The organism is Rubrivirga sp. (genome assembly GCF_965213695.1).
In the GTDB taxonomy this organism is placed as follows: Bacteria; Bacteroidota; Rhodothermia; order Rhodothermales; family Rubricoccaceae; genus Rubrivirga.
On sequence record NZ_OZ243912.1, the window covers coordinates 3,083,002 to 3,106,910 of the forward strand.

The window sequence follows — 23,909 nt, forward strand, 5'->3', positions numbered from 1 at the left end:
AGGGCTGAGAAGTTGTGGGTCTCGGGGTTAAAGGGTCGGTGGCCGTACCACGCACCCGGTACCTCGTACCCGAATCAAAACTGAACGGCGACGCCGATGCGGTGGGTCGGGCCGAGCCGCTCGTAGGTCTCGAAGGCGTAGTCGGCGCGGAGCGTGCGGTCGCCCAGGCCGGGGACCTCGACGCCGAACCCGAGCGTGGGCGTCGTCGCCTCCTCGACGCCGAAGCGGTAGCCGCCCCTCAGCGAGAGGACGTCGTTCCAGACGTACTCCGCGCCGACGTTGAACTGCTCGGCGTTGTCGTTGGGGTTCGTGAGCTGGCCCGAGACGGTCACCGCGTGGTCGCCCGCGCGGACGACGTCGTAGCCGACGCCCAGCATGAACGTCGTCGGCGGGACCAGGTCCTCGAACTCGTCCTCGACGACGGTCTCGCCGCCGACCGTCTGGCGCTCGATCTCGCCCGTCGCCTCGCCGTTGAGGCCGAAGTTGCGGATGGCCACGCCGATCGACGCGCCCGTCGTCCCGACGCGGTAGTGGACGCCCAGGTCCAAGAGCGGGACCGTCATCGCGACGTCGGCCGCCGCCTCGCGCGCGAGCTTGGCCGTCACGCCGTAGGCGAACAGGTCCGTCAGCGCCTGGCTGACGGTGACGCCCCCGACGACGCCGAGGTAGCGGAACGACTGGCCGGTCCCGGCCGGGCCTGAGAACTCGGTCGTCACCGCCATGTCGCCCGAGTCGAGCGTCTGGACGTGGCCGCCGACCGTGAACGTGCCGATGCGCTGGGTGACGGCGGCGTAGTTGAGCGAGACGTCGGCGAAGTAGGCGAGCGTGGCCGCCAGCGCCTGCGTCCGCCCGCCGCGCGCCGAGAGCGCCGGGTTCCAGAACAGCGCCGAGGCGTCGTTCGTGGTGGCCACCGCCGTTCCGCCCAATGCCGCGCCACGCGGGTCGACGGCGATTTCCAAGAACTGGAAGCCCGCCGTCCCGGCCCGGTCCTCGCCGTAGGCCGGCAGGATCTGGGCGCTGGCGGGGACGCTCGCGAGCAAGGCCACCAGCAGGGCGAGACGGGAGAGCGGTCGGGTCATGGGAGGAAGGATGCGTGACACGTGATGCGTGATCTCTCGTAGGAAGAATCACGCATCACGTATCACGCATCCGCGCTGGCTGGGGCAGACAGGGGATCTCGGCGTCGCATCAAAAGCGGTAGCTCAGCCCGAGCACGACGTGGCGGGGCGTCAGGAAGCGGGCCGGGTTGAACGGCGGGAGGCCGCTCGTGCTCGGGTCCTCGAAGCGCGGGTCGCGCAGGAAGCCCGGCACATCGTACTCCGGGTTGCCGCGCAACGTCGTCGGGTCGGTGCCCGGTTCGATGACGGGGTAGGCCTCGCCCGTCACCGGGTTGACGATCACGCTGTTCTTCTGGTCGAACAGGTTCTCGACTTCGAGCGAGACCAGCAGGTCGCTGCCACCGAGGCCGATCTTGCGCTCGGCGCGCACGTCGAACCACCACCACGGCGTGCCGGTCTCTGAGAACCGGAGCGCGGGGTCGTCGACGGTCTCGTAGACCGGCCGCCAGTCGCGCTCGCCCGTGAACGGGTTGACCTCGTTGCCGACGAACTCGACCGGCGTGTACCGCTGGCCGCTCCGGAACGTCGTCTGGACGAACAGCCTCACGCGGTTGAGGCCGGGGACGCCCAGCCACGGCTCGGTCTCGTCGTGGCTCAGCGTGACCGACGCCTTGAGGTCGAGCGGGCGGTCCCACGCCAGCGGCGTCTCGAACGTGTTGTCCGCGTTGCCGTTCTGGATAAGGTCCTGGAGCGCGTCGTTGTTCGTCGAGCTGAGGCCGGTCGCGCGGCTGTAGCTCCCCGAGAACTGGCCCAAGAACCACCGGTCGATCCGCTTGGTATAGGCCACCTCGATCCCGCGGACGCGCGCGAAGTCGCCGTTGACGCGGAGCGCGCGGCTCGTCTCCCTCCCCGTCGGGTCGGCGATCGTGACCGAGGCGACCGTGATGAAGTCGAACTTGTCGCGCCAGAACGCCGTCACGTTGAGCGCGTCGTCGGCTGTGAGCTGGTTGCGGACGCCGAGCTCATAGGCGATGTCGATCTCGGGGTCGAGGTTCGGGTTGCCGAGGTCGGAGAAGAACGAGCGGTCTTGATAGAACGGGTCGAGGTTGGCGTAGACGTAGGTCGGGTGCGGCAACCGCATCGAGTGGCCGTAGCTGAAGAACAGCACCTGGTTGTCGCGGATCGGGAAGCTCACGTTGAGCTTGGGCAGCAGCCGCGCCTTCCAGTTCAGCCCCAACAACGAGACCGTGTCGCTGTTGTACGCCTCGCGGATCGTCGTCGGGATCGTGAACGCCGAGTCGGCGACGAGATCGTCGACGTACTGGCCGGCGGCCCACGTCTCGAACCGGGCGCCGACCGACGCGATCAGCCCGTTGTAGCGGAACCGGTTCGTCGTGTAGAACGAGCCGCGCCGGGGCTTGACCCGCCAGATGTCCGACGACTGGCCCAGCCGGTTCGACTGCGTGAACGTCCCGTCGGGGAGTTGGATCGGGGCGCCGACCCACGGCCGCGCGATGTCGATCCACTGGTAGTCGTTGAGCGTCGCCTCGGCACCCAACGTGAGCTCGTACGACTCGTTCGCAGTGAACCGGGTGAACTCGGCCCGGGCCGTGACCTGCTCGGCGAAGTGGTCGTGCCAGTCGGTCGCCACGCCGCCGTTGTTGAAGTAGCCCGGGCCCGGCAGCACGAACAGCGCCGTATCGGCCGGGATGTCGCCCGGGTCGCCGAAGATGTCGCCGGGGAAGCCCGGGATCGAGAACGGGTCGAGCTCCGAGTCGACGTTCTCGGGCCGCCAGTCGCGGCCGTTGGCGTCGGCGCGGAGGCGCGTGAACAGGCGCGAGAGCTGGACCTCGTAGATCGAGTTGCCGCCGACGGCGTGCGTCCACAGGAGGTAGCTCAGATTCGCGTCCTGGGTGTACGTGTTGGCCTGGTCGGGCTGGAGCGCGAAGGCGTACTGGAAGCCCGGCGCCACGACGGCGTCGTTGCCTGTCACCTGCAACATCCGCGTGTTCTGGTTGACGGCGAGGGATCGCTGGTAGCTGCCGACGAGCTTCATCCCGGCCCGGGGCAGCACCACGATCTTGCCGAGCCCGTTCCAACGGTTGCCCCGGCGCGGCGCCCAGGCGTCCGAGAGGATCGAGCTCGACACCTGATCCGGGACCGACGAGAACGTCGAGTCGGCCGTCGTCACGGTCCGTTCGAAGCCGTCGGAGAACGTGCCCTGGCCCGAGGCGAAAAAGCGGACGCGGCCCGGCAGGATCGGCCCGGCCACCGACACCTCGTAGTTGTCCTCGTTGAACGAGCTCGACCACGAGTCGTTGAACCCGAAGTTGTCGCGCTGGACCGCCGTCCGCACGTCGAGTTCGTCGGTCCCCTCGCGCGTGCGGATGGACACGACGCCCGAGGTCGCGTCGCCCACACTCGCGTCGGCGCCCGTCGTGACGACCTCGACCTCGCCGAGCGCGTTCGAGCCCAGGTCGAGCCCGAAGCCGGTCCCCGCGAGCGGGTCCTTCGCGCTCACGCCGTCGACGACGTAGCCGGTCTCGGTCGCCCGGCCACCCCGGATGTAGAGGCCCGTCGGGTCCTGCGTCACGCCGGCCTGGTTGGCGATCACGTCCTGGACGTCGCGGACCGGGCGGGACGCGATCTGCTCCTCGGTGATCGTGTAGGCGCTCTCGGCCCGCTCGACGTCGATCAGCGGCGCCTCGCCCACGACGACGACCTCGTTCTCGGACCCCAGGATCGCCTCCTCCAGCGTCACGTCGAGCCGGGTCGTCTCGCCGTTGCGGACCTCGATCCCGGTGAACTCCTTCGTCTGGTACCCCACGAACGACACGCGGACGGTGTAGTCGCCGGCTCGCAGCCCCTCGATGCGGAAGTTGCCGTCGACGTCGGTCGCCGCGCCGCGCGTGGTGCCGAGCACGAACACGCTCGCGTTGATGACCGAAAGGTCAGTGGCCGGATCGGTGACCGTCCCGGCGATGGCGCCCTGGGCCGCGGCGGGGACGGCGGCGAGCAGGGCCAGCAGCACGAGGACGAGCGGCGACCGCAAGCTCCCCCCGGACCCCCCGCTTCCCGGCAGGTCGCTCCGCTCCCGGCTCGGGAAGCTGTCCCCCTTGAAGGGGGACAGTCCGACCGCCCGCTGAGCACTTCGGCTGGGCTCAGCACAGGCTCCGCGATGGGCGGCCGGACGGGGGGTCCGGCCGGGCGCAAAATCCCCACCCTCGGTAGGGACACGATTCATCGTGTCCGCCAGCCGACCGCGGTGCACAAGAACGTCCATGCGAAGGTCGTCGGTCATCATCGGTGGGCGAGGCGGCCGGAGCCGGTCGGGAAGTCGAGGCCGTCCAGCATCAGCGCGAGCGCGTCGATCACGCCTTCGGCCCCGGTCCCTTCGAACAGCGGGCTCGGGCCGGCAAAGAGGGGTAATGCGAACAGGGCCGAGCGGCGGTCGGCGCGGATCGAGGCGACGACCTCGGCCCCCTCCCAGGTGTCGGACGGCACGTTGTTTTGGTAGAACGACATCCGGTACAGCGGCACGTCATCGGGGCCGACGGCGTACGGGAGCGCGCTCGTGATGAGCCGGGCGGCCTGGAGCGGCGGGAGCCCCCGGCCCGTGCCCGGCACGTCGGCGGCGGGGCGGACCGCCGTGCCGGCGTTGGCCCGGAGCGCGCGGACGCCCTCGGGGAACGTGATGAGCGTGCTGAGGGGCAGGATGTCGATGGCCGCGTTCGCCGTCCCGCCCACGTCGGCGCCCTGGGGCAGCGTGACCGGGACCTGGACCAGGATCCGCCCGCCCCCGTCGAAGAACAGGTCCATCACGCTCGCCGCGCGTGGCAGGTTGTTGCCGACCGACGTGTTCGTGACCGCGTTCGAGACCCAGTAGATCCGGTCCCACAGCGCCAGCGTCTGGCGGAGCGTCGGGTCGGGCGTGGACGGGAGCGCGGCCGAGAACCGGGGGCTCGCGGCCGACTGCGGCGTCTCGCTCAGGTCCCACGTGTCGTAGCCGGCGGTCCCGTACGTCGCCAGCGCCTGCCGGGCCACGCCGAGCACCTGGGCGTCGTCGCCCACGCGGACGTCGTTGACCAGCAGCACGTTGCTCGTCACGCGGCGGACGAACAGCGTGCCGACCGGCTGGCCGTCGACGTCGAGCGCGGGGTAGCGGAGCGTCCGGCTGGTGGCCCCGGCCTGGTCGACGGCGCGGAGGTAGACCACATTGTCGGCGTTCAAGCGCAGGCCGGGCAGCGAGACGCCCGCGTTGCGGAAGCCGCGGCCCGTGAACAGCGTCGCCGAGGTCGTCGCCGCTTGCGGGTCGTCGGCGACGAGCGTGACGAACGTCACGTCGGGGTCGAGGCGGACGAACCCGGCGGTCGTGTCGTTGAGCGCGATCTCGATGCCGGCCAGGTTCGCGTCGCCGTCGACGTCGGCGGCCGAGATCGAGAACGAGACGACGGGCCACGTCGAGTCCGGCGGCGCCTCGGCGGCGACCAGCCGGACGGTCGGGTTCGAGTTGCGGATCGGGAAGACGGTCCGCGCCGGGCTCGGGTCGACGGCGCCGGCGTCGTCGACGGACCGGACCTCGACCACGACGTCGGCCTCGGAGGCGCCGAGCGGGATCTCGAGCCGGAGCGTCGAGTCGCGCCGGGCCGTCCGCGCCCACCCGGCCTCGGGCGCCGGCGGCGCGTCGACCTGGAACGAGCGGACGTCGTAGGCAGCGACCACGCCGTCGGGGTCGGTCCCCGACCACGCGACCTCGACGGTCGAGATCAGCCGGCGCGCGCCCAGGTCCTCGCGCAGGTCGGACGAGCGGACCGACAGCTCGGTCTCGGGCGCCCGGTTGTCGGACGTCGCCCCGTCGAAGCCGGCGTCGCACGCGGCGAGGGTCAGCAGGGCGACGAGTGCGAGCGGCCCCACGCGGGCAAGCCACGCGGGCCCCTCACCCTGTCCCTCTCCCGGGGGGAGAGGGGACGTCGTCGGAGGGCTCGGAGTCGGTCGGGGCACGTCGGTGGGGAGAACGAATCGGAGAGAGGACCGGCCGGCGCTGTTACACGCCGGCCGGCCGAATGCAAGACAGTCCGAGCTAGCGGACGACGGCGATGCGGGCCGTGGCCACCTCGCCACCGGCCACGAGGCGGACGACGTAGACGCCCGAGGCGAGGCCGCCGAGGTCGGCCGAGACCTCGTGCGCGCCGGCCGCCCGGGTGCCCTCGGCCACGACGGCCACCTGGCGGCCCGTCGCGTCGAACACGCGGAGCGAGACGTCGCCGGCCGTGGCGAGCTCGAAGCGGACGCGCGCCGCGCCCGTCGCCGGGTTCGGGAACGCGCCGACGATGCGGACCGCGCTCGTCGCGAGGTCGCCCTCACGAGAGACCGAGAAGTCGCCGATGTCGTCGGCCGAGGGCGGGACCAGCTTGTAGTTGCCGAACGAGAAGTACAGCGGGCCCCGCACGAAGTCGAGCACGCCGCCGGCCGTGTACACGGTGCCCGGGTCGTTGCCCTCGAACGTGACGCCGTCGGCCAGGTCGTCGACGCGCAAGCCGTTGGCGGCCGTGCCGTCGCTCGAGATCAGGAACTCGCCGAACGGGCCGGACGGGTCGTCGGCGTTCGTGGCCACGACGGTCACGTCGTCGAACGTGAGAAGGATCCCCTCGTGCTGCTCGGCCGTGGCCGCGCCGTCGTCGCCGTTGAAGAGGTCGGTCGTGACCTCCTTGTAGCCCAGGATGTCGCCGGTGGCCGTCTCGACGTAGCTCACGTTGCGGAGCGTCGTGACGGTGAACGCCTCGACCACCTGGGCGCTCGTGATCGTGATCCGGTCGCCGGGCTCGAGCTCGGCACCGGGCGCGAACTCGACCCAGACGCCCGTGAACGGGCCGAGGTCGGGGTCGTCCTGGATCGTCGCCAGCGTCAGGTTGTCGCGGACCCGGACGACGCTCTGGACGACGGCGTCGAGGTCGAACTCGACCGGGTCGGCCGTCGTGATGCCGCTCCCGCCGACGCCGCCGTTCGGGGTCGCCTGGACCTGGAAGATCGACGTGATCGGGCCGTCCACGACGAGCCGCGTGATCGGCGCCGACGCCGGCGTCGCCGCGCCCTGGTTGTCGGTCGCGACGATGGAGTAGGTCACGAAGTCGCCGGCGACCAAGTTGGGGATGGTCCCCTCGTAGACGTCGCCCGACGTGTTCGTCAGGTCGACCGTGCCCGTGATCCCGCTCGACGTCTCGTAGCTCACGACGACCGAGGCGACCGTGTTGCCGGACGTGCCCGGCACGGCCGTCACGCGAACATCAGCGCCGTCCGTCGTGGCCAGGCCCGTGTCTTCGAAGGTCACGATCGGCGGAGCAACAGCGACCTCGAAGTCGTCGTCCTCGAACGGGACCAGGACGTAGTTGGCCTCATCGGGGGTAGCGTAGTCAAAGGAGCCGTCGTCGCCCTGGAAGCTCAGGAACCCTTGGATGTTGACGATTCCCGTGACAGGAGGATTGAACGGGTTGTCGAGGCACGACGGCATGTTGCCGTTCGGGTAATACTCGACTCCGATGTCATTCCGGAAGCAGACGGACGTGTCGTATGTGTTGATCTGCGCGTCGTCGCTGGGCGACGAGAGCAGAACGTCTACGCGACCACCCCCCGACGTGCTCTGAACGAGGTTGGTCGTCTCGAACCGGACGTACTGACCGTTGAAGTCCGAGTATGCCGACCAGTCGATCTGCGACCTGGACTCCGTCCCCGTTCCGTACACGTCGTGGATGTCTTCCGTCGTAACGACGACAGGTTGGCGGAGAGGATCATCCTCCCCATAAGCGTTGCCGGTGCCGACGATGGAGACGGGGGCGATCTGCATCGCCTTCCCTCCATTGCCCTCGAACGGCGACACCGTGCCCGTCACGACGATCTCATCACCGGGGAAAAACTGCTGGATCTCACCGTTGCCGCGGCCATCAACGATCTGCGTACCCATGCCAGCGACGCCTTCCGTCGCGGCGGTCACGTCTCGCACGAAGGCGTGAATGCGTCCCGGAATGCCCTCGGCGTTGAGGCTGGCCAAGCCCGAGAGGAACGGGTCCGTGAGAAGGACGGCAGTGAACGTGACGCAGGCGTCTTCGAGGTCGTTGGTCAAGAGCATCTGAGCCTGCTCAATGGTCACATCCGCACCAGCCGCGTTGAGCTGGTCAACGTTGTCTTGCGGGATCGCGTTGATCTCGCGGATGGTGACCTCTTGGGCAGTCGAGGCTGTGCAGTTTTGAGCCGCGGCGGGCGCGGCCGTCGCCAGCACGGCGGCGAGGACGAGGAGAGTAGAGAGTCGCATGGGAGTGTGCAGGGAAGGGAGAGAAAGGGCGCCGGGGCGCCGGGTCACGGGAGGACTCGCGGGCCTCTCGTCAGCGCAAGATGACGAACTTGCCCGTGTCGACCTCGCCCGTGTCGAGGTCGCGGACGGAGAACAGGTAGAGCCCCGACGAGAGCCGGAGCGAGTTGTCGGAGAGCAGGTCCCAGGCGTGGACGCCGCCGGCCACCTCGCGGCCGGGCGCCGAGAAGTCCTCGAACCACCGCGTGTCGCCGACGTAGGTCGCCGCGTCGTGGTCGAGCTCGGTCACGACCTCGCCCGCGAGGGTGTACACGCGGATCTCGCACCGCGCCGGGAGCCCGGTGAAGTACAGCTTGCGCTGGGTCGAGAGCGGCCCGTCCCACGCCGCGCGCACGCGGTACGGGTTGGGGAACACGCCGACCGTCCGCTCTTCGCCGACCGGCGACGGCGCCGCGCCGGGGAACACGCGGACGGCGTTCGAGGCGACGGACGACTCCAGGGACCGGAGCCCGCTCTGGACGTCGCCCCCGTCGAAGGCCGTCACGGCGAAGGCGTACTGCCAGCCGTCGAGCAGGCCGTCGGCCTCGAAGCGGTACTCGTAGGTCGTCGGGTCGCCAGGGAAGGTGGCCGGGGTCTGGAGGCGGACGGCCTCGAAGCCGTTGTTGAACCCGACGTCGTTGCCTGGGCGGTCGTACTGGGCGATGAGCCCGGCGTCGCCGAGGATGTTGCCGTCGGCGTCGTCGCCGGGGTCGGAGCGGTAGACGCGGTAGCCCTCGAAGTCCTGGCGGCCGGTGACGGGGTCGAGCGATCCCTCGGCCGCGTCGTCCCAGTACAAGACGGCCGTGCCGGCTTCGAGTTCGACGCGGAGCGCGGGCGAGGCCGGCGGCGACGGGATGAGGTAGCGGTCGAGCACGCCGTTGCCGTTGAGGTCCTCGCCGGCGTCGAGCGCGCCGTTGTAGTTGGCGTCCTCGCCGGCATACGTCTCCTGGGCCCAGAACACGTTGTTGCGGAGCAGCGCGCGAGACTCGGGCGTGTCGGCCTGGCGGCCGGCGGGGACCGTCTGGAAGGCGTCGGGCTTGAGCGCGGCCACGAGCGCGAACGTGACCGTCACGCTCCGCCCCGGCGCCAGCTCCGCAAACGGGCCGACGGAGGTGAGCCCGATCCAGTTGCCCTGGGCCAGCCGGCCGTCGGTCTGGAGCCGGCCCTCGCCCTGCCCCGCGCCCAGGAAGGCGGCGCGCGCGGCGGCGTACTCGTCCTGGGTTCCGAACGCCGTCGGGTCGGGGAAGGGCCGCTGCATCCGCTGGTACCGCTCCAAGTCGTCAGCCGGGCGGCCCAGGTTGGGCGAGGCGTCGGCGAAGAGCCAGAAGCGGGGGTTGAAGACGGGCGGCGGGAGCCCGAGCGCCCGGTACTCGTCGGCCACGAACGGGTGGAAAAAGCGCGTCGCCGCCGGACGGCCGGCGCCGCCAGCGTCGTCCCACTCAGCCCCGAGAAAGGCGATGGAGCCGTAGGTGTTGAGGCTCTCCTCGGACCCGCCCGCGTTGAAGGCGTAGCTCACGAACTGGCTGTCGGGCGCCGCGTCGAGGAGGGCTCCGGTGTTGGCGTCGTAGATCGGGTAGCCGAGCACGCCGCGCGCGCCCTTGTTGAAAAAGGCCCCGCCGCCCTCGGTCGTCGTCACCACGTTGCGGACGACCAAGTCGTCCCAGAGCCCGACCCAGACGTCCTGGATCGGCTGGCTCGACACGTTCGTGATCTCGTACTCGACGATCACGAAGTACTCGGTGAACGGGAAGCTCCAAGCGTAGGACCGCTGCTCGACCGCGAGCCCCAGCCGGTTCTGGACGTCCGGCAGCGGCGTGTTGGTGCCGGGCAGGACGGCCGCCGTGTCGGAGTAGCTCGTCAGGAAGTCCTGCTGGCTGACGGCGCGCGGCGAGAAAAACGGGCTCGTCGCCAGCGACGACCGCCGCGTAAAGACGTCCTCCTGGGCGAACTCGAAGCCCGGCGCCCCGGGCGAGTAGCCGCCCGACGTGGTGACCGCGCCCGTCCGCACCGTGACCACGCCGTCGGCCCGGCGCCCGCCGACCCAGAGGCCGGCCTCGAACAGGTGCTCGATGCCCGAGTCGAGCGGGTACTCGAACGACGGCAGCCCGCCGGGGTCGTTGGCGATGCCGGGCCGGCCGAGCGTGCCCACGTTCGTCACCGAGAGCCCCGTCGCGCCGACGTCGGTCGCGACGCGCTCGAACGGCTGGGCGTCGGCCGGGGTCGCCAGCATGGCGAGGGCGGCGGCCAGGGGCGTCGCCGCGCGAGCGGCCCGTCGGAAGGTCATGGAGAGAGAACCTGGGGGAGGCGTCGGCCGGTCGGTCCGGCCCTGTGTGGGGAATGTATCGAGGCCGCGAGTCGGCACAAGGGAGGGCCGGTGAAGTGACCCCTTCGTCACACGGGAGCGCGGGGCACTTCGGCCGCCCCCGAACGACGCGCGGCCCCGCCCTCCGGAGAGAGCGGGGCCGCGCGGTCCTGCAAGAGCGAGCCGAGCGCTAGAAGTTGTAGCGCAGGCCGAGCTGCATCCGCCAGCGCGAGGCGAAGTCGCTCACCTCAGCAATCGTGTCGGGCGTCTCGAACTCCAGGATCTGGCGGCCGTCGGCGGTGTAGCCGCGGAAGTCCACCAAGTTGAAGCTGTCGCCGACCGTCTCGACCTGGCCGAGGTCGGAGCCGAGCAGGTCGAACACGTTCTGGATGTCGAGCGTGATCTCGACGTCCTGGCCCGTGAGCGTCTGGATGCTCTGCGCGATGCGGGCGTCGAGGAAGTGGAGCCACGGGGCCCGCGTCGAGTTCCGCTCGAAGATCTGGCCGCGCTGCTCGCGGAGCGCCTCGTTGGACTCGATGAAGGCGTCGAACGCCGCGAAGTCCTCGTCGCTCATCTCGACCTCGCTCCGGTCGCTCGGGACGTAGATGAGGTCGGCCCGGTCGAACCCGTCGCCGTTGACGTCGTCGCCGCGGAAGTAGACGAACGAGTACGGCCGGCCGGCCTGCCCGTCGTAGATGAGCGAGAACGTCGTCGAGAACCGGTCCGCGTAGGCGAGCCGGTACGAGCCCGTAGCGAGCACGCGGTGGGCCACCTCGAAGTTCGAGGTCGCCAGCGGCGGGTCGTTGACGTCCAGGCCGATGGTGAGGTCGCGGACGTTGGACCGGGCCTGGCTGCTCGTCACCGAGTTGATGTCCTTGACCTGGCCGAACGTGTAGCTGAGGCTCGCGCCCAGCGCCGGCATGGCGCCCGTGCCGACCGGCTTCTGGAGCTGGCCGGTCGCGTTGAAGGCGTAGCCCTGGTCCGTGTTCGTCAGCACGATCACGTCCTGGTAGTCGCCCGAGATGGCCGGGCGCCGCGTGTTCCGGTCGGTCGCGCCGGGGAAGCCGCGGCCGTCGACCGTGTTCGGGTTGAGGGCGAACGGCTGGCGGTTGAGGCTCTTCCACTGGACGCCGTCCACGACGTCGGTGTAGAGGAGCTCGCCCGTCGCCACGAACCCGCCCGGGAGCGCCTGGTCGACGGCGAGGTTCGAGCGCCAGACGGTCGGCGACTTGAAGTCGGGGTCGGTCAGGTTGATCTCGGCCGAGCCCTCGGAAAAGCCGAAGTCGGCCGCCGTGTACTGGTTCGTCGGGTCCGTGCGGAAGCCGCCGGCCGCGAGGATGTCGTCGGCGTCGCGGACCGAGACGCCGCCCAGCAGCGTGCCGTCGTTCGAGAACGAGTTCGAGATCCAGACGGCCGGGTTCGACCCGTTGAACAAGCCCGTGCCACCGCGGACCTGGGTCGCCGACTCGGGCAAGGAGTAGTTGAACCCGACGCGCGGCTGGAGGACCGGGTTGCCGTTCGGGACCTCGGTGTTGTCGAACCCGAACAGGCTCTCGAACGAGGCCCCGCCGTCGGCGTCGTAGGCCCGCGACGGCGAGTCGAAGTAGTTCGCCATGTCGACCCGGAGGCCGGCCGTCACCTTCAGGTTCTCGATCCCGGACCACTCGTCCTGAGCGTACAGGCTGAAGTTGGCGTACGCGAACTCGGCGAGCGGCCGGTCCTCGCCGGGGATGGCCGAGTAGTTCCGCTCGTAGAGCGACGCCCGCCCGGCGCGGAAGTCGTCGAGGTTGTTGAAGCGGTAGTACCCGTAGAAGTTGCGGATGAACAGGTTCTCGAACGCCGAGAACGTGTTCTGCGTCCCGACCGTCACCACGTGGTCGCCCACGAAGTAGTTGAAGTCGTTGACGAGCTCGACCACGTTCGCGTCGATGTTGTTGGCCCCGCGGAACTGGTCCGGGCCAGCCACGACCGTCGAACGGCCGTCGGCGCTGAGCCCGCGGATCTCAATCGACGGGAACGCCGGGAACTCCAGCACCGACGGCTGGCGGTTCGTCTGGAGGCTGGCGCGGAACAGGTTGGCCGCGTTCTGGCCCAGGATGCTCCGGAGCTCGACGACCGACGACGTGTTCGTGTTCTGGCGTGTGTAGAGCCGGTCCTCCAGGGTGTAGAACGACGAGCTCCGCGAGATGCCGTCGTCCTTCGAGCCCTCGACGTAGTTGAACCGGGCCGTGAGCTTGTTGGCCTGGTTCAGGTTGTAGTCGAGCCGGCCGAACAGCTTGGTCGACGTCGTGCTCGCGTCGAAGGCGCCCAGCGTCCCCGTCTCGCGTCCGTACTGCGTGGACAGGATGCTCTGGATCTCGGCCGCCTGGTCGGGCGCGTTGAACGACGCGACGATGGGCTCGTTGGTGTCGCCGATCTCGACGCTGCCGAAGAAGAACAGCTTATCGCGCAGGATCGGGCCGCCGAGCCGGCCGCCGTAGGTCGCGTCCGTGAAGTCGCCGAACTCGTCGCCCTCGACGCCCGAGCCGACGAGGTCCTGGTTCCGGCCGAGCCCGTAGACCGAGCCCGTGAACGTGTTCGTGCCCGAGCGCGTGATGACGTTGATGTTGCCGCCGGTGAAGCCGCCCTGGGTCACGTCGTACGGGGCGATGGCGACGCGGAACTCGCTGACGGCGTCGAGCGAGATCGGCTGCGTGCCGGACGAGCCGCCCGGCGTGCCCGAGCTCTCGAGCCCGAAGGCGTCGTTGAGCGCGGCCCCGTCGACCTGGATGTTGTTGTACCGGCTGGCCGTGCCGCCGACCGACGTCCCGGCCTCGCTCCCCGTCCCAACCTGGGAGAACTGGGGCGTCAGGCGCGTAAAGTCGGTCAGGCTCCGCGAGATCGTCGGCAGCCGCTCGATCTCCTCCTCGGAGACGTTGGTGCCCGTGCCGATGTTCGACGACGAGATGATCGCGTTGCCTTCGGCCGTGACGACGGCCTCGCCGATCGTGACGTTGGCCGGCGTCAACTGGACGTCGACCCGCTCGTTCTCGCTCAGCTCGAGCGTGATGTCGGTCCGCTGGACCGTCGTGTAGCCGACGAACGAAACGGTGACCGTGTAGGGCCCGCCGACGCGCAAGTTGCGGAGGTTGAACTGGCCGTCGGCCCGGGTCGAGACGCCGTACTGCGTGCCCGAAGGCTCGTGGACGGCGAGGACGGAGGCACCCGGCAGGCCGACGCCGGCCTCGTCGAGGACCGTTCCGTTGATGGCGGCAGTCGTGACGCCCTGCGCGAACGCGGGCGTGCCGGCGGCGACGGCGAGCACCGCGAGGGCGAGGCCGAGCCAGGAGAGGGTAGAGTGACGCATGGGGGGGAGTCGGTGGTCGCGGCCGCAGCCGCTAGGACACAGGCGAACGTATCTCCCGCTCCAGGTTGTCACAGTTCAGATCCCGTGGAGCAACGGACGCTTAACACGGCCCTCGCGCCGCCCTCACGAACCGGTAACCCAGAGGTAATTCCGTCTCGCCAACAGCGTCCCACCCGTCAGTACCCGACGGCGGCGTCCTCGCCGCGGGGATCCGCCCCGCCCAGGAGCACGCGGCCGGCGGTCCCGGCCTCGACGGCGTCCAGGCCCGAGGGGTCCGTCGTCGCCCGCGCCTCGTCGTAGACGACCTCGATGGCGTCGACGCGGCTCCAGTAGCCCGACGACTCGTCGACGGCCCAGCCCCGCTCGATGAGCGCCACGACGGCGTCGAGCGCCAGCCCCTGGTTCTCGACGAACAGGACGTCCGGCAACCACTGGTGGTGGACGCGCGGCGCGGCCACGGCCTCCTGGACGTCCATCCCGTGGTCGATCACGTTCAAGATCGTCTGGTACACGGCCGTGATGATGCGCGGCCCACCCGGCGACCCGACGACCAGCATCAGCCGGCCTTGGGGGTCCTCGACAATCGTCGGCGTCATCGACGACAGCATCCGCTTGCCGGGCGCGATGGCATTGGCCTCGCCCTGAACCAGGCCGAACATGTTGGGCTCGCCCGGGGCCGACGTGAAGTCGTCCATCTCGTTGTTGAGGAAGAACCCCGCGCCCTCGACGACGACGAGCGAGCCGAACCCGCCGTTGAGCGTCGTCGTGACGGAGACGGCGAGCCCGTCGGCGTCGACGACCGAGTAGTGCGTCGTCTGGGGCGACTCGGGCCGGGGCTGGCCGGCGCCCAGCACCTCGCTGACGTCGGCCCTCGCCGGGTCGAAGTCGACCATCCGGGCGGCCGTGTAGTCTGGGTCGACGAGCTCGGCCGTGGGGAGGTCGCTGAAGTCGGGGTCGCCCAAAAACTCGGCGCGGTCGGCGAACGCCCGCCGCATGGCCTCGCCCATCAGGTGGACCGTGGCCGACGAGTTGAACCCGAGCCCGCCCACGTCGAACGGCTCGACGGCGTCCAGCATCTGGATCAAGGCCACGCCGCCCGACGACGGCGGCGGCATCGACAGGATCCGGTGGCCGCGGTACGTGCCTTCGAGGGGCTCGCGCTCGACGGGCTGGTAGCTCGCCAGGTCCTCGTGTGTGATGAGCCCGCCGCCCCGCTGTTGCTCGGCGACGAGGAGGTCGGCCGTCTCGCCGCGGTAGAACCCGTCGCGGCCGTCGTCGCGGATCCGGCGGAGCACGGCGGCCAGCTCGGGCTGGCGGAACGTCTCGCCGGCCTCGAATCCGCCCTCTTGCGTGAAGTGCCGGACGGTCCCGGGGTAGCGGGCGAAGCGGTCGGCGAAGGCGTTCATCAGCTCGGCCTCGGCGCGGCTGAGCGGGTAGCCCTCGGCCAAGCGGATGGCCGGCGCCAACACCTCCGCAAGAGGGGCGCGGCCGTAGCGCTCGTGGGCGTGGAGGAGCCCGGCCACGGCCCCGGGCACGCCCGACGCGAGCGCCCCGCGCTGGCTCAGGTCGGGCCGGACCTCGCCGGTCTCGGGGTCCACGAACATCCGGCGCGTGGCCCCAGCCGGCGCCGTCTCGCGGTAGTCGATGGTCGTGGCCGTCCCGTCCGGAAAGCGGATCACCATGAACCCGCCCCCGCCGACGTTGCCGGCGACCGGGAACGTGACGGCGAGCGCGAAGCCCGTCGCCACGGCCGCGTCGACGGCGTTGCCGCCGCCCTCCATCACCTCGACGCCGGCCCGGGAGGCGTGGATCTCGGCCGAGACGACCATCCCGTGCTCGGCGCGCGCAGGCGGGGCCGTCGGCGACCGCTGCGCGCGGCACGCCGACGTGACCAGAAGGACGACGAAGAGGGCAGGGACGAGGCGGCGGCAGGTCACAGACGGAGGGGATGGCTCGGACGCTCAACGTAGCGTCTCGTGCTCGCGACGGCGCGGGGCCGGGAGATGGGGGACTGTTTTTCTTCACAAAACCAACACACACCCGATTTCGGTCTCATATTGAGACCCCACCCTCCCCCACCGTCATGCGCCTTGGACCGCTGTTCCTCTCCCTGTTCCTCGTCGCAGGCGCCGCCGCCCAGACCGGCGAGGTGTCGGGCCGCGTCGTGGACGCCGTCGGCACCCCGCTCGCGGGCGCGAACGTGTCCCTGATCGGGCTCACCGTCGGGTCGGCGACCGACGCCGACGGCCGGTACCGGTTCGCCGCGCCAGCGGGGGGCTACGAGCTCCGCGCCAGCTTCCTCGGCTACGCGCCCCAGCGCGTCTCCGTCCGCGTCGCCGCGGGCCAGACGACGGTCCAGGACTTCACCCTCGCCGACGACTTCGTGGGGACCGACGAGCTGGTCGTGCTCGGGGGCCGGGGCGAGGCCCGGTCGGTCGTCGAGTCGGCCGTGCCGATCGACGTGATCTCGCCGGCCGAGATCGAGGCGACGGGGTTTAGCGAGACCCAGCAGATCTTGCAGGCCGTCGTCCCGTCGTTCAACGCGCCGCAAGCGTCGATCACCGACGGGTCCGACCACGTCCGCCCGGCGACGCTGCGGGGGTTGGGGCCGGACCAAGTGCTCGTGCTCGTCAACGGGAAGCGGCGGCACACGAGCGCGCTCGTCCACGTGAACGGGTCGGTCGGGCGCGGCTCGACGGGGATCGACCTCAACGCGATCCCGCCCGGCGCCATCGGCCGCGTCGAGGTGTTGCGCGACGGGGCCGCGGCCCAGTACGGCTCGGACGCCATCGCGGGCGTCATCAACATCGTGCTCAAGGACGACCCGGGACTCGACGTGGGCGTGACCTACGGCCAGTACCTCAGCACGACGCGCCGGGGCTACCTCCCGGACGAGGGCCTGCTCCCCGGCGAGGGCGCGGCCGACTACAGCTTCGACGACCCGGGCGAGAGCGGCTACGAGCTCGCCGGAGCGCCCCAAGACGTGACCTACACCGACGGCCAGACGCTCAACGCCCACGCGGGCTACGGCGCCCTCGTCGGGCGGGGGACGGTCTACGTGACCGGCCAGGTCCGCTACCGCGACGACGCCAACCGGGCCGGGCTCGACCCCCGCTCGCAGTACTACACCGGCTTCGACGCCGACCCGCAGTTCGACCCGGACTTTACCGAGGCCACCTTCGACCGGCTCAACCACCGCTACGGGAACGGCGAGTTCACCGAGCTCAGCTTGTTCGCCAACACAGCCATCCCGCTCACCGACGCCGACCGCGGCGGGCTCGAGGTCTACGCCTTCGGCGGGGCCACGGCGCGCGACGGCGAGTCCGGGTGCTTCTACCGCCGCTCGCTCGACAACCGGACGAACCGGGCGCTGTACCCCGACGGGTTCCTGCCCAAGATCAACGCGGTCGTCGGCGACCTCGCCCTGGCGACCGGCCTCCGCGGCGGCGTCCGGGGCTGGGCGTTCGACCTGAGCGAGACGGTCGGGACGAACGACTTCACGTTCAACATCGTCGACACGCACAACGCCTCGATGAACGACGGGCAGACCGAGTTCGACGCCGGCACGCTGGCGTTTACCCAGGCGACGACGAACCTCGACCTGTTCCGAGCGCTCCAGATCGGGGCGGCCTCGCCGCTCGGGCTCGGCGTCGGGCTCGAGTACCGGTACGAGAACTACCAGGTCCAGCCGGGCGAGGCCAACTCGTACCTCGACGGCGGCCGGCGCGTGGCCGACGGCCCGAGCGCGGGCGGGGCGACGTCGCCGGGGTCCCAGTGCTTCTCGGGCTTCCAGCCCGCCAGCGCCCAGGACGAGAGCCGCCAGAGCGTCGCGGCCTACCTCAACTTGGAGGCCGACGTGCTCCCGGGCTGGCTCGTCAGCACGGCGGCCCGGGCCGAGTCGTACTCCGACTTCGGGACGACGCTGACGGCCAAGGTGGCCACGCGGGTGGAGCTGACGCGGGCGCTGGCCGTCCGCGGGGCGGTCTCGACCGGGTTCCGGGCGCCGTCGCTGGCCCAGGCCTACTTCACCTCGATCGCGACCAACTTCATCGACGGCGTGCCCTTCGAGGTCGGGACGTTCCCGGTCGACAGCCCGGTCGCGCAGGCGCTCGGGGCGACCGACCTCGACGCCGAGACGTCGCTCAACGCCTCGGGCGGCGTGACGGTCTCGAACGCGCGGCTCTCGCTCACGGCCGACGCCTACTTTATCCGGATCGACGACCGGATCACGTTCACGGAGAACTTTACCGACCCCGCCGTCCGGGCCTTCCTCCAGGGCCGCGGCATCAACGCCTCGGGCGGCCGGTTCTTCACGAACGCGCTCGACACGGAGACGGTCGGGCTCGACGTGATCGGCCGGTACGGCCAGCCGCTGGGGCCGGGCACGGTCCGGCTCGCGCTCGGGCTCAACGTGAACGACACGCGCGTGACGAACCTCAACGCCGACGGCGTGGTCCCGGCGCCGCAGCAGCTCCAGGACCTCAACCAGCCCGACCTGGTGGGCCGCGTCCGCGTGGGCGACTTCGAGGTGGCCCAGCCCGACAGCAAGCTGCTCCTCCAGCTCGACTACGACCAGGGCCCGTTCGGCGCCTTCGTCCGGACCAACCGCTACGGCGAGGTCACGTCGCTCAACGCCGACCCGACGCGGGACCAGACGTTCGAGCCGCGCTGGATCACGGACCTCGAGGTGGGCCTGACGCTGCGCCGGGGCGTCCGCGGGGCGCTCGGGGCGACCAACGTGTTCGACGTGTACCCCGAGCGGCAGTTCAAGACGAACAGCTTCAACGGGATCTTCGAGTACAACGGGTTCTCGCCGTTCGGCTTCTTCGGCCGCTACGTGTACTCGCGGCTCCGCCTGGCGCTGTAGCCGGAGGCCCGCTCCGAGGGAGACCGGAGCAGCCTGCCCCGCGGGGACCCCCTGCGTCCCGGCAGGTCGCTCCGCTCCCGGCTCGGAACGCTGTCCCCCTTCAAGGGGGACAGTCCGAGCGCCCTTAAGCGGAGCGATGGGCGCACGGACGGGGGGTCCAACGGCGAGGTCAGCCCTCGGAGCCGCCCGCGCGGCGGGGCCCGACGCTGTGGTCGATCAAGTCGCGGATCCGGTGGAGCTTGTCGGCCCACGAGGTCGGCTCGGTGTAGCCGTGGGGCTCGACCGGCGCGATCGCCAGCTCCCAGTCACGCTTGCCGAGCTCGATGAGCCGCTGGCTCAGCCGGAAGATGTCCTGGGGCTGGACGTTGTCGTCGACGAGCCCGTGCGTCATCAGGAGCGGATCCTCGAGCCCGGCGGCGAACTCGATGGGCGACGAGCGGAGGTACGCCTCTGGGTCCTGGACCGGCGTGTTCAGGATGTTGCGGGTGTACGTGTCGTTGTAGTGGGCCCAGTCGGTCACGCTGCGCAAGGCCGCGCCGCCGCCGAAGTGCTCGGGCTCGGTGAACAGGGCCATCAGCGTGATGAACCCGCCGTACGAGCCGCCGTAGATCGCGACCCGCTCCGGGTCGATCCCGAACTCGTCCCCAACGTATCGGCTCGCGTCGACGTAGTCCTGGAGGTCGCGCCCGCCCATGTGGCGGTAGACGGCCGTCCGCCAGTCGCGGCCGTAGCCGGCCGAGGCGCGGTAGTCGAGGTCGAGGACGAGGTAGCCGGCGTCGGCGAGCAGGTTGTGGAACTGGTACTCGCGGTGGTAGCCGCTCCACCAGCGGTGGGCGTTCTGGAGGTAGCCCGCGCCGTGGACGAACAGGACGGCCGCGCCGTTGGGCGTCTCGGGACGGTAGATCCGCGCGGGCACGCCCACGCCGTCGGACGCCGGGACCTCGACGATCTCGGCCGGGCGCCACGGGTACGCCGCGAAGGCCTCGGTGACCGAGTCCGTCACCTGGACCGGCGCGTCGCCGAGCCGCTGGACGAACACCTCGGGCGGACGGGTCGAGGTCGAATGGAGCAGCGCCAGCCGCCGGCCGTCCGGCGAGACGGCCGCGTCCCATTTGCCGACGCCCTCGCTGACGCGCTCGCGCCGGTCCCAGCCGCCGGGCGCGTTCGGCATCGTCCACACGTGGCGCTGGCCGAGGTCGCCCTCGGACGTCTCCAGGATCCACGTCCGCCCGTCGGCGGTGAGCGTGGCCTCCTCGATCTCGAACGGGCCCTCGGTGAGCGCTTGGATGGCGCCGGTGTCGAGGTCGGCGGCATAGAGGTGGCTCCAGCCGGTCCGCTCGGAGTGGAACCAGACCCGGCCATCGGGGAGGAAGCCGACGGGGCTCGGGCCGCCGCCCCAGTTGATGCCGGGCCCGGCGATCCACGCTTGGTCGCGCTGGCGGTCGAGCGCCGTCAGCGTGCCCGTCGCGGCATCGAGGCGGGCGATCCAGCGGTCCTTGTTGTCGACCGTCCGCACGTCGACGACGGCCACGCCGGGCGTCGGGCTCCACATCAGCCAAGGGACGAACAGCCGGGCCGAGTCGGCCGGCGCGTCGGAATAGTCGGACGGGTCGAAGGCGCCGGGCAGCGTCGTCAGGTCGATCCGGACGGTCGTGTCGCGCTCGGCGTCCTGGACGTAGAGGTCGGCCCCGACGCGGGCCGTGCCGACCTTGGGGCGCGCGCGGATCTCGGCGGCCTCGCCCGTCTCGGTCACGTAATCGACCATGAGCGTCGGGTCGGGCGCGACGTCGTCGGCCAGGGTGAAGGCCACGAACCGGCCGCCGGCGTCGACGGCCAGCGTGCCGACGCGCTGGTCGCCGAGGTAGAACACGGGCGGGGCGCCCGGCTCGTCGCGCTCGGCGGCCTCGGCGAGGGAGTCGAGGCGGGCCCGCTCCCTCAGCACGTCGAACAGGCGCCGCTGCTGGTCGCGGAGGTAGGCGTCCCGGTCGGAGACCGGCGGCTCGGGCGGCTCGTTCCCCTCGCGCAAGTCGGTGAGCTGCGTGATCTGGCCGTCCTCGATTCGGACGAGCGCATCGCCGGTCCGGTAGACGAGCGACCCGTCGGCCAGGAAGCGTGGGTTCGACTCGCGCGCGGGCGTCCGGGTGACGCGCTCGGTCCGCCCGGTGCCGAGGTGGTACACGAACACGTCGCCATCGCGGGCGAACGCGCGGCGCGCCCGGTCGGGGCTGTACGATCCGTCGGCGGCGTAGCCCTGGAACCGGGGCGGCAGCGTCCGGCGGACGTCGGCCGGGACCTGCTCGGGCTCGCCGCCGGTCGGCGCGACGCGGAACAGCGAGTCGGCGGGGAACGCGCCGCGCGGGTTCCACTCGAAGTAGACCGCGTCGCCGGCGTCGGTCCAGAACGGCTCCGAGGGCCACGCCCCGATCCAGGTCTCGGGCCGCTGGGTGATCTGCTCGATGGTGAGCGCCGGACGGTCTTGGGCGCCGGCGGCGCTGGCGGCGGCCACCAGCAGGGCGAGGACGGGGATGCGCACGGGCGACGGGGCGGTGGAGCCCCGAAGATACCGGGCCGCCGCCGGTTCCTTCGGCTACGGCCCGACCCGCTCGATCCGGTCCACCGCTCGGAACGTGACGCCGAGCGGCTGCCCCGTCTCGCTGAGCGCCTCGTTCTCGACCACCATCACCCGGAGGACGAGCCCGACCTCGGCGTCGACGTAGTCGGTCCACTCGATGGGGAGCGGCTCGGCGCGGTCGTGGTACGCCACGGTCTCGATCACCCAGGTCCGGTAGGTCCCGGCGGCGACGGTCACGGTCTCTCGGCCCGTCACCCGGCGCTCCAGGCGGAACGGCGCGGGCGACCACTGCCAGGCGTGATCGACATCGAGCGGGAAGCGGTACACCACCCGGCGGGCGTCCCACAGGATCGGCTCGCCGGTGCACGCGACGCGGGCGTCGTCGAACGCGAGGGCGAGGGGCTGGAGCAGCGTCCCGGGCACCACGCGCCCCCGCCGGGCGGGCGGGACGGTGGCGAGGAGCGGGCAGGCGTAGGCCACCTCGAACAGCGCGTCGTCGCTGGCGCGGTACCACGCCCGCTCCGTCTCGCCGAACCGGCGCGAGCGGGCCGTCACCTCGATCAGCCCCCGCTGCCCTCCGACGGCCTGCTCGCCCGCCACCCTCGCGACGTCGAACGTGTCCACGTCGACGTACGAGTCGCCCTCCAGCCCGAACGTCCGGACGTAGGTCGAGGGCGCGTCGAACGACACGAACGCCGGGGGCGCCTGCGGGTCGCTGCCATCGCAGCCGGCGAGGGCGACGACCGCGAGCCCGAGCGCGAGGATCCAAACACGGGAACGGGACATCGGGGCGGGGACGAGTGGACGGCCGGATGTACGACGCGGCCCGGCCGGAGTCAACGGCCGCCCCGCTCCCATTCCGCGTGCCCCGCCCGGACTACTCGACGGCCAGCGTCAGCCCGACCGAGACGTGGTCGAACCGGAAGTCGCCGGCCAAGCGGACTACGCCTCCGAACGCCTCGACCCGGTCGTCCGAGAACGGCGTCAGTGACAAACCGCCGCGGACCTCCGGGCCAAGCACGAGACCGCCGACCACCCACCGACCACCGACCGATCCACCGACGGCGACGTGGCTCTGGCGGACGTCGCCGAGCACGGCGAGCAGCCCCTCGGCCTCTGTCCCCTCGTCGAGCACCACCCGCAGCTCGGGCCCGACGCCGGCGACGACCGCGCCCGACCGGTAGGCCCTCCGCGCCGTGACCTCGGCCGAGGCGACCGCGAACGCCAGGTCGACGCCCCGCTGGCGGAACAGCGAGGCTCCGTCGAACACGTCGCTCGCGCTGAGGTACCCGACGCCGACGCGCCCGCCCCACGTCGACCCATGGACCTCGACCCGGGCCCGGGCGTCGATCCCGACCGACGCCGGCACGTCGACGCGGCCGAGCGGGATGGGGACGCCGGCGGCCTCGACGGTCCCGCTGGCACCGAGGGTCGTCAGGCTCGGCCCGGCCGAGACGTCGCCCGTGACGACAAACTGGGCGTGAGCGGGGGCCACCAGCAAAACGACGGCAAGGAGAGCGAGGCGCACGGTCCGGTCCGATGGGGCCGGGCCTACGTCCGGCGGGGTCGCCCGGCTCCCCGGCTAGAGTGATGCCAGCTTGCTCGTGGGCCGGCCCCCCGCTCCCCCTCCGGTCGCGGAGCCTGTCCTGAGCGTAGTCGAAGGGCTCCCAGGTCGGGGAGCTGTCCCCCTCGAAGGGCAGGGCTGCTACGTTCTGTCGATAGCAATCGAATCACAGTTGTCATTCCCGCGAACGCGGGAACCCATACGCAGCGGCGCCTCAGCGAGCGGCCCCCTATGGATCCCCGCGTGCGCGGGGATGACGGCCGTTTCGTTTAGGAGTCTGACTCGCGCCTGAGAACGTAGCAGCCCTGCCCTCGAAGGGGGACTGTCCGTCCGCCCGCTGAGCCCTTCGGCTCCGCGAGGGGCGGACGGACGGGGGGTCCGGCCCACGACCGAAGGGTCACGACACTAGTGGTCACCGATGACCTGCCCGGCGTGGGGCCGCGTGTCGCCGCCGATCTTGAGCCGGTCCGGGACGTCGTTCCGCTGAGGCTCGGGGTTGAGGAGCGGGCCCGTTAGCGGCGTCTCGAGCGCGGTCACGAACGGGGCCAGCGTCGAGAACAGGAAGTCCTGCTGGAACTCGTAGAAGTCGGGGTCGAACCCGGCCGCCTCACCCGCGTGGCCGACCACGTCGAGCGTCAGGACGCGGGGCCAGTCGGGGAACCGGCGCTGGGCCTCGGCCAGGAGCGAGAACACGGCCTGGGCCGCCTGCTCGAACGTGTCCTCGGCGCCGATGATGTGGTAGACAGAGACGGAGTTGTCGGGCCGGAGGTGGACGCCGGGGGCGTCGGGCCGGGCGTACTCGGGGACGAACGGGGGGACGGGGTCGGACACGGCGGGTCGGGTCGGGGCCCGACCAAC

Annotated in this window: 12 protein-coding genes; 1 reads left to right on the forward strand and 11 read right to left on the reverse strand. The window is 71.2% G+C overall.

Going from position 1 to position 23,909, the window contains the following annotated elements; all coding sequences use genetic code 11:
* Positions 1-74: 74 nt before the first annotated feature.
* The 7 genes from ACOOHE_RS13720 to ggt form a co-directional block, all read right to left on the reverse strand.
* Positions 75-1,079 (reverse strand): PorV/PorQ family protein, encoded by a 1,005-nt coding sequence (locus tag ACOOHE_RS13720; protein WP_420454651.1) that lies wholly within the window; start codon positions 1,077-1,079, stop codon positions 75-77.
* Positions 1,080-1,188: 109 nt separating this feature from the next.
* On the reverse strand, positions 1,189-4,110 hold the full coding sequence (locus tag ACOOHE_RS13725; RefSeq protein ID WP_420454652.1) for a TonB-dependent receptor: 2,922 nt from the start codon (positions 4,108-4,110) through the stop codon (positions 1,189-1,191).
* 248 nt (positions 4,111-4,358) lie between these two features.
* Positions 4,359-5,972: a hypothetical protein gene (locus tag ACOOHE_RS13730; protein WP_420454653.1), complete on the reverse strand. Its 1,614-nt coding sequence runs from the start codon at positions 5,970-5,972 to the stop codon at positions 4,359-4,361.
* A gap of 166 nt (positions 5,973-6,138) precedes the next feature.
* Positions 6,139-8,364, reverse strand: a complete 2,226-nt coding sequence (locus ACOOHE_RS13735) for a T9SS type A sorting domain-containing protein (protein ID WP_420454654.1) — start codon at positions 8,362-8,364, stop codon at positions 6,139-6,141.
* Positions 8,365-8,434: 70 nt separating this feature from the next.
* Positions 8,435-10,684 carry a hypothetical protein gene (locus tag ACOOHE_RS13740; protein ID WP_420454655.1) on the reverse strand — a complete coding sequence of 750 codons (2,250 nt, stop codon included), beginning with the start codon at positions 10,682-10,684 and terminating at the stop codon, positions 8,435-8,437.
* A gap of 208 nt (positions 10,685-10,892) precedes the next feature.
* On the reverse strand, positions 10,893-14,048 hold the full coding sequence (locus tag ACOOHE_RS13745; protein ID WP_420454656.1) for a TonB-dependent receptor: 3,156 nt from the start codon (positions 14,046-14,048) through the stop codon (positions 10,893-10,895).
* A gap of 176 nt (positions 14,049-14,224) precedes the next feature.
* On the reverse strand, positions 14,225-15,985 hold the full coding sequence (gene ggt / locus ACOOHE_RS13750) for a gamma-glutamyltransferase (protein WP_420454657.1): 1,761 nt from the start codon (positions 15,983-15,985) through the stop codon (positions 14,225-14,227).
* Positions 15,986-16,131: 146 nt separating this feature from the next.
* Here ggt and ACOOHE_RS13755 point away from each other — a divergent pair, with 146 nt between their 5' ends.
* Complete coding sequence (locus ACOOHE_RS13755) at positions 16,132-18,915, forward strand: TonB-dependent receptor (protein ID WP_420454658.1); 2,784 nt, start codon at positions 16,132-16,134, stop codon at positions 18,913-18,915.
* A gap of 169 nt (positions 18,916-19,084) precedes the next feature.
* Here ACOOHE_RS13755 and ACOOHE_RS13760 read toward each other — a convergent pair whose 3' ends face one another.
* The 4 genes from ACOOHE_RS13760 to ACOOHE_RS13775 all read right to left on the reverse strand — a co-directional run bounded on the left by ACOOHE_RS13760 (position 19,085) and on the right by ACOOHE_RS13775 (position 23,882).
* Positions 19,085-21,448 (reverse strand): prolyl oligopeptidase family serine peptidase, encoded by a 2,364-nt coding sequence (locus ACOOHE_RS13760; protein ID WP_420454659.1) that lies wholly within the window; start codon positions 21,446-21,448, stop codon positions 19,085-19,087.
* Between the two features lie 54 nt (positions 21,449-21,502).
* Positions 21,503-22,273, reverse strand: a complete 771-nt coding sequence (locus ACOOHE_RS13765; protein WP_420454660.1) for a hypothetical protein — start codon at positions 22,271-22,273, stop codon at positions 21,503-21,505.
* Positions 22,274-22,364: 91 nt separating this feature from the next.
* Positions 22,365-23,015 carry a hypothetical protein gene (locus tag ACOOHE_RS13770; protein ID WP_420454661.1) on the reverse strand — a complete coding sequence of 217 codons (651 nt, stop codon included), beginning with the start codon at positions 23,013-23,015 and terminating at the stop codon, positions 22,365-22,367.
* 441 nt (positions 23,016-23,456) lie between these two features.
* The gene (locus tag ACOOHE_RS13775) at positions 23,457-23,882 is read right to left on the reverse strand and encodes a hypothetical protein (protein ID WP_420454662.1); all 426 of its coding nucleotides are present in this window, start codon (positions 23,880-23,882) and stop codon (positions 23,457-23,459) included.
* Positions 23,883-23,909 lie beyond the last annotated feature (27 nt).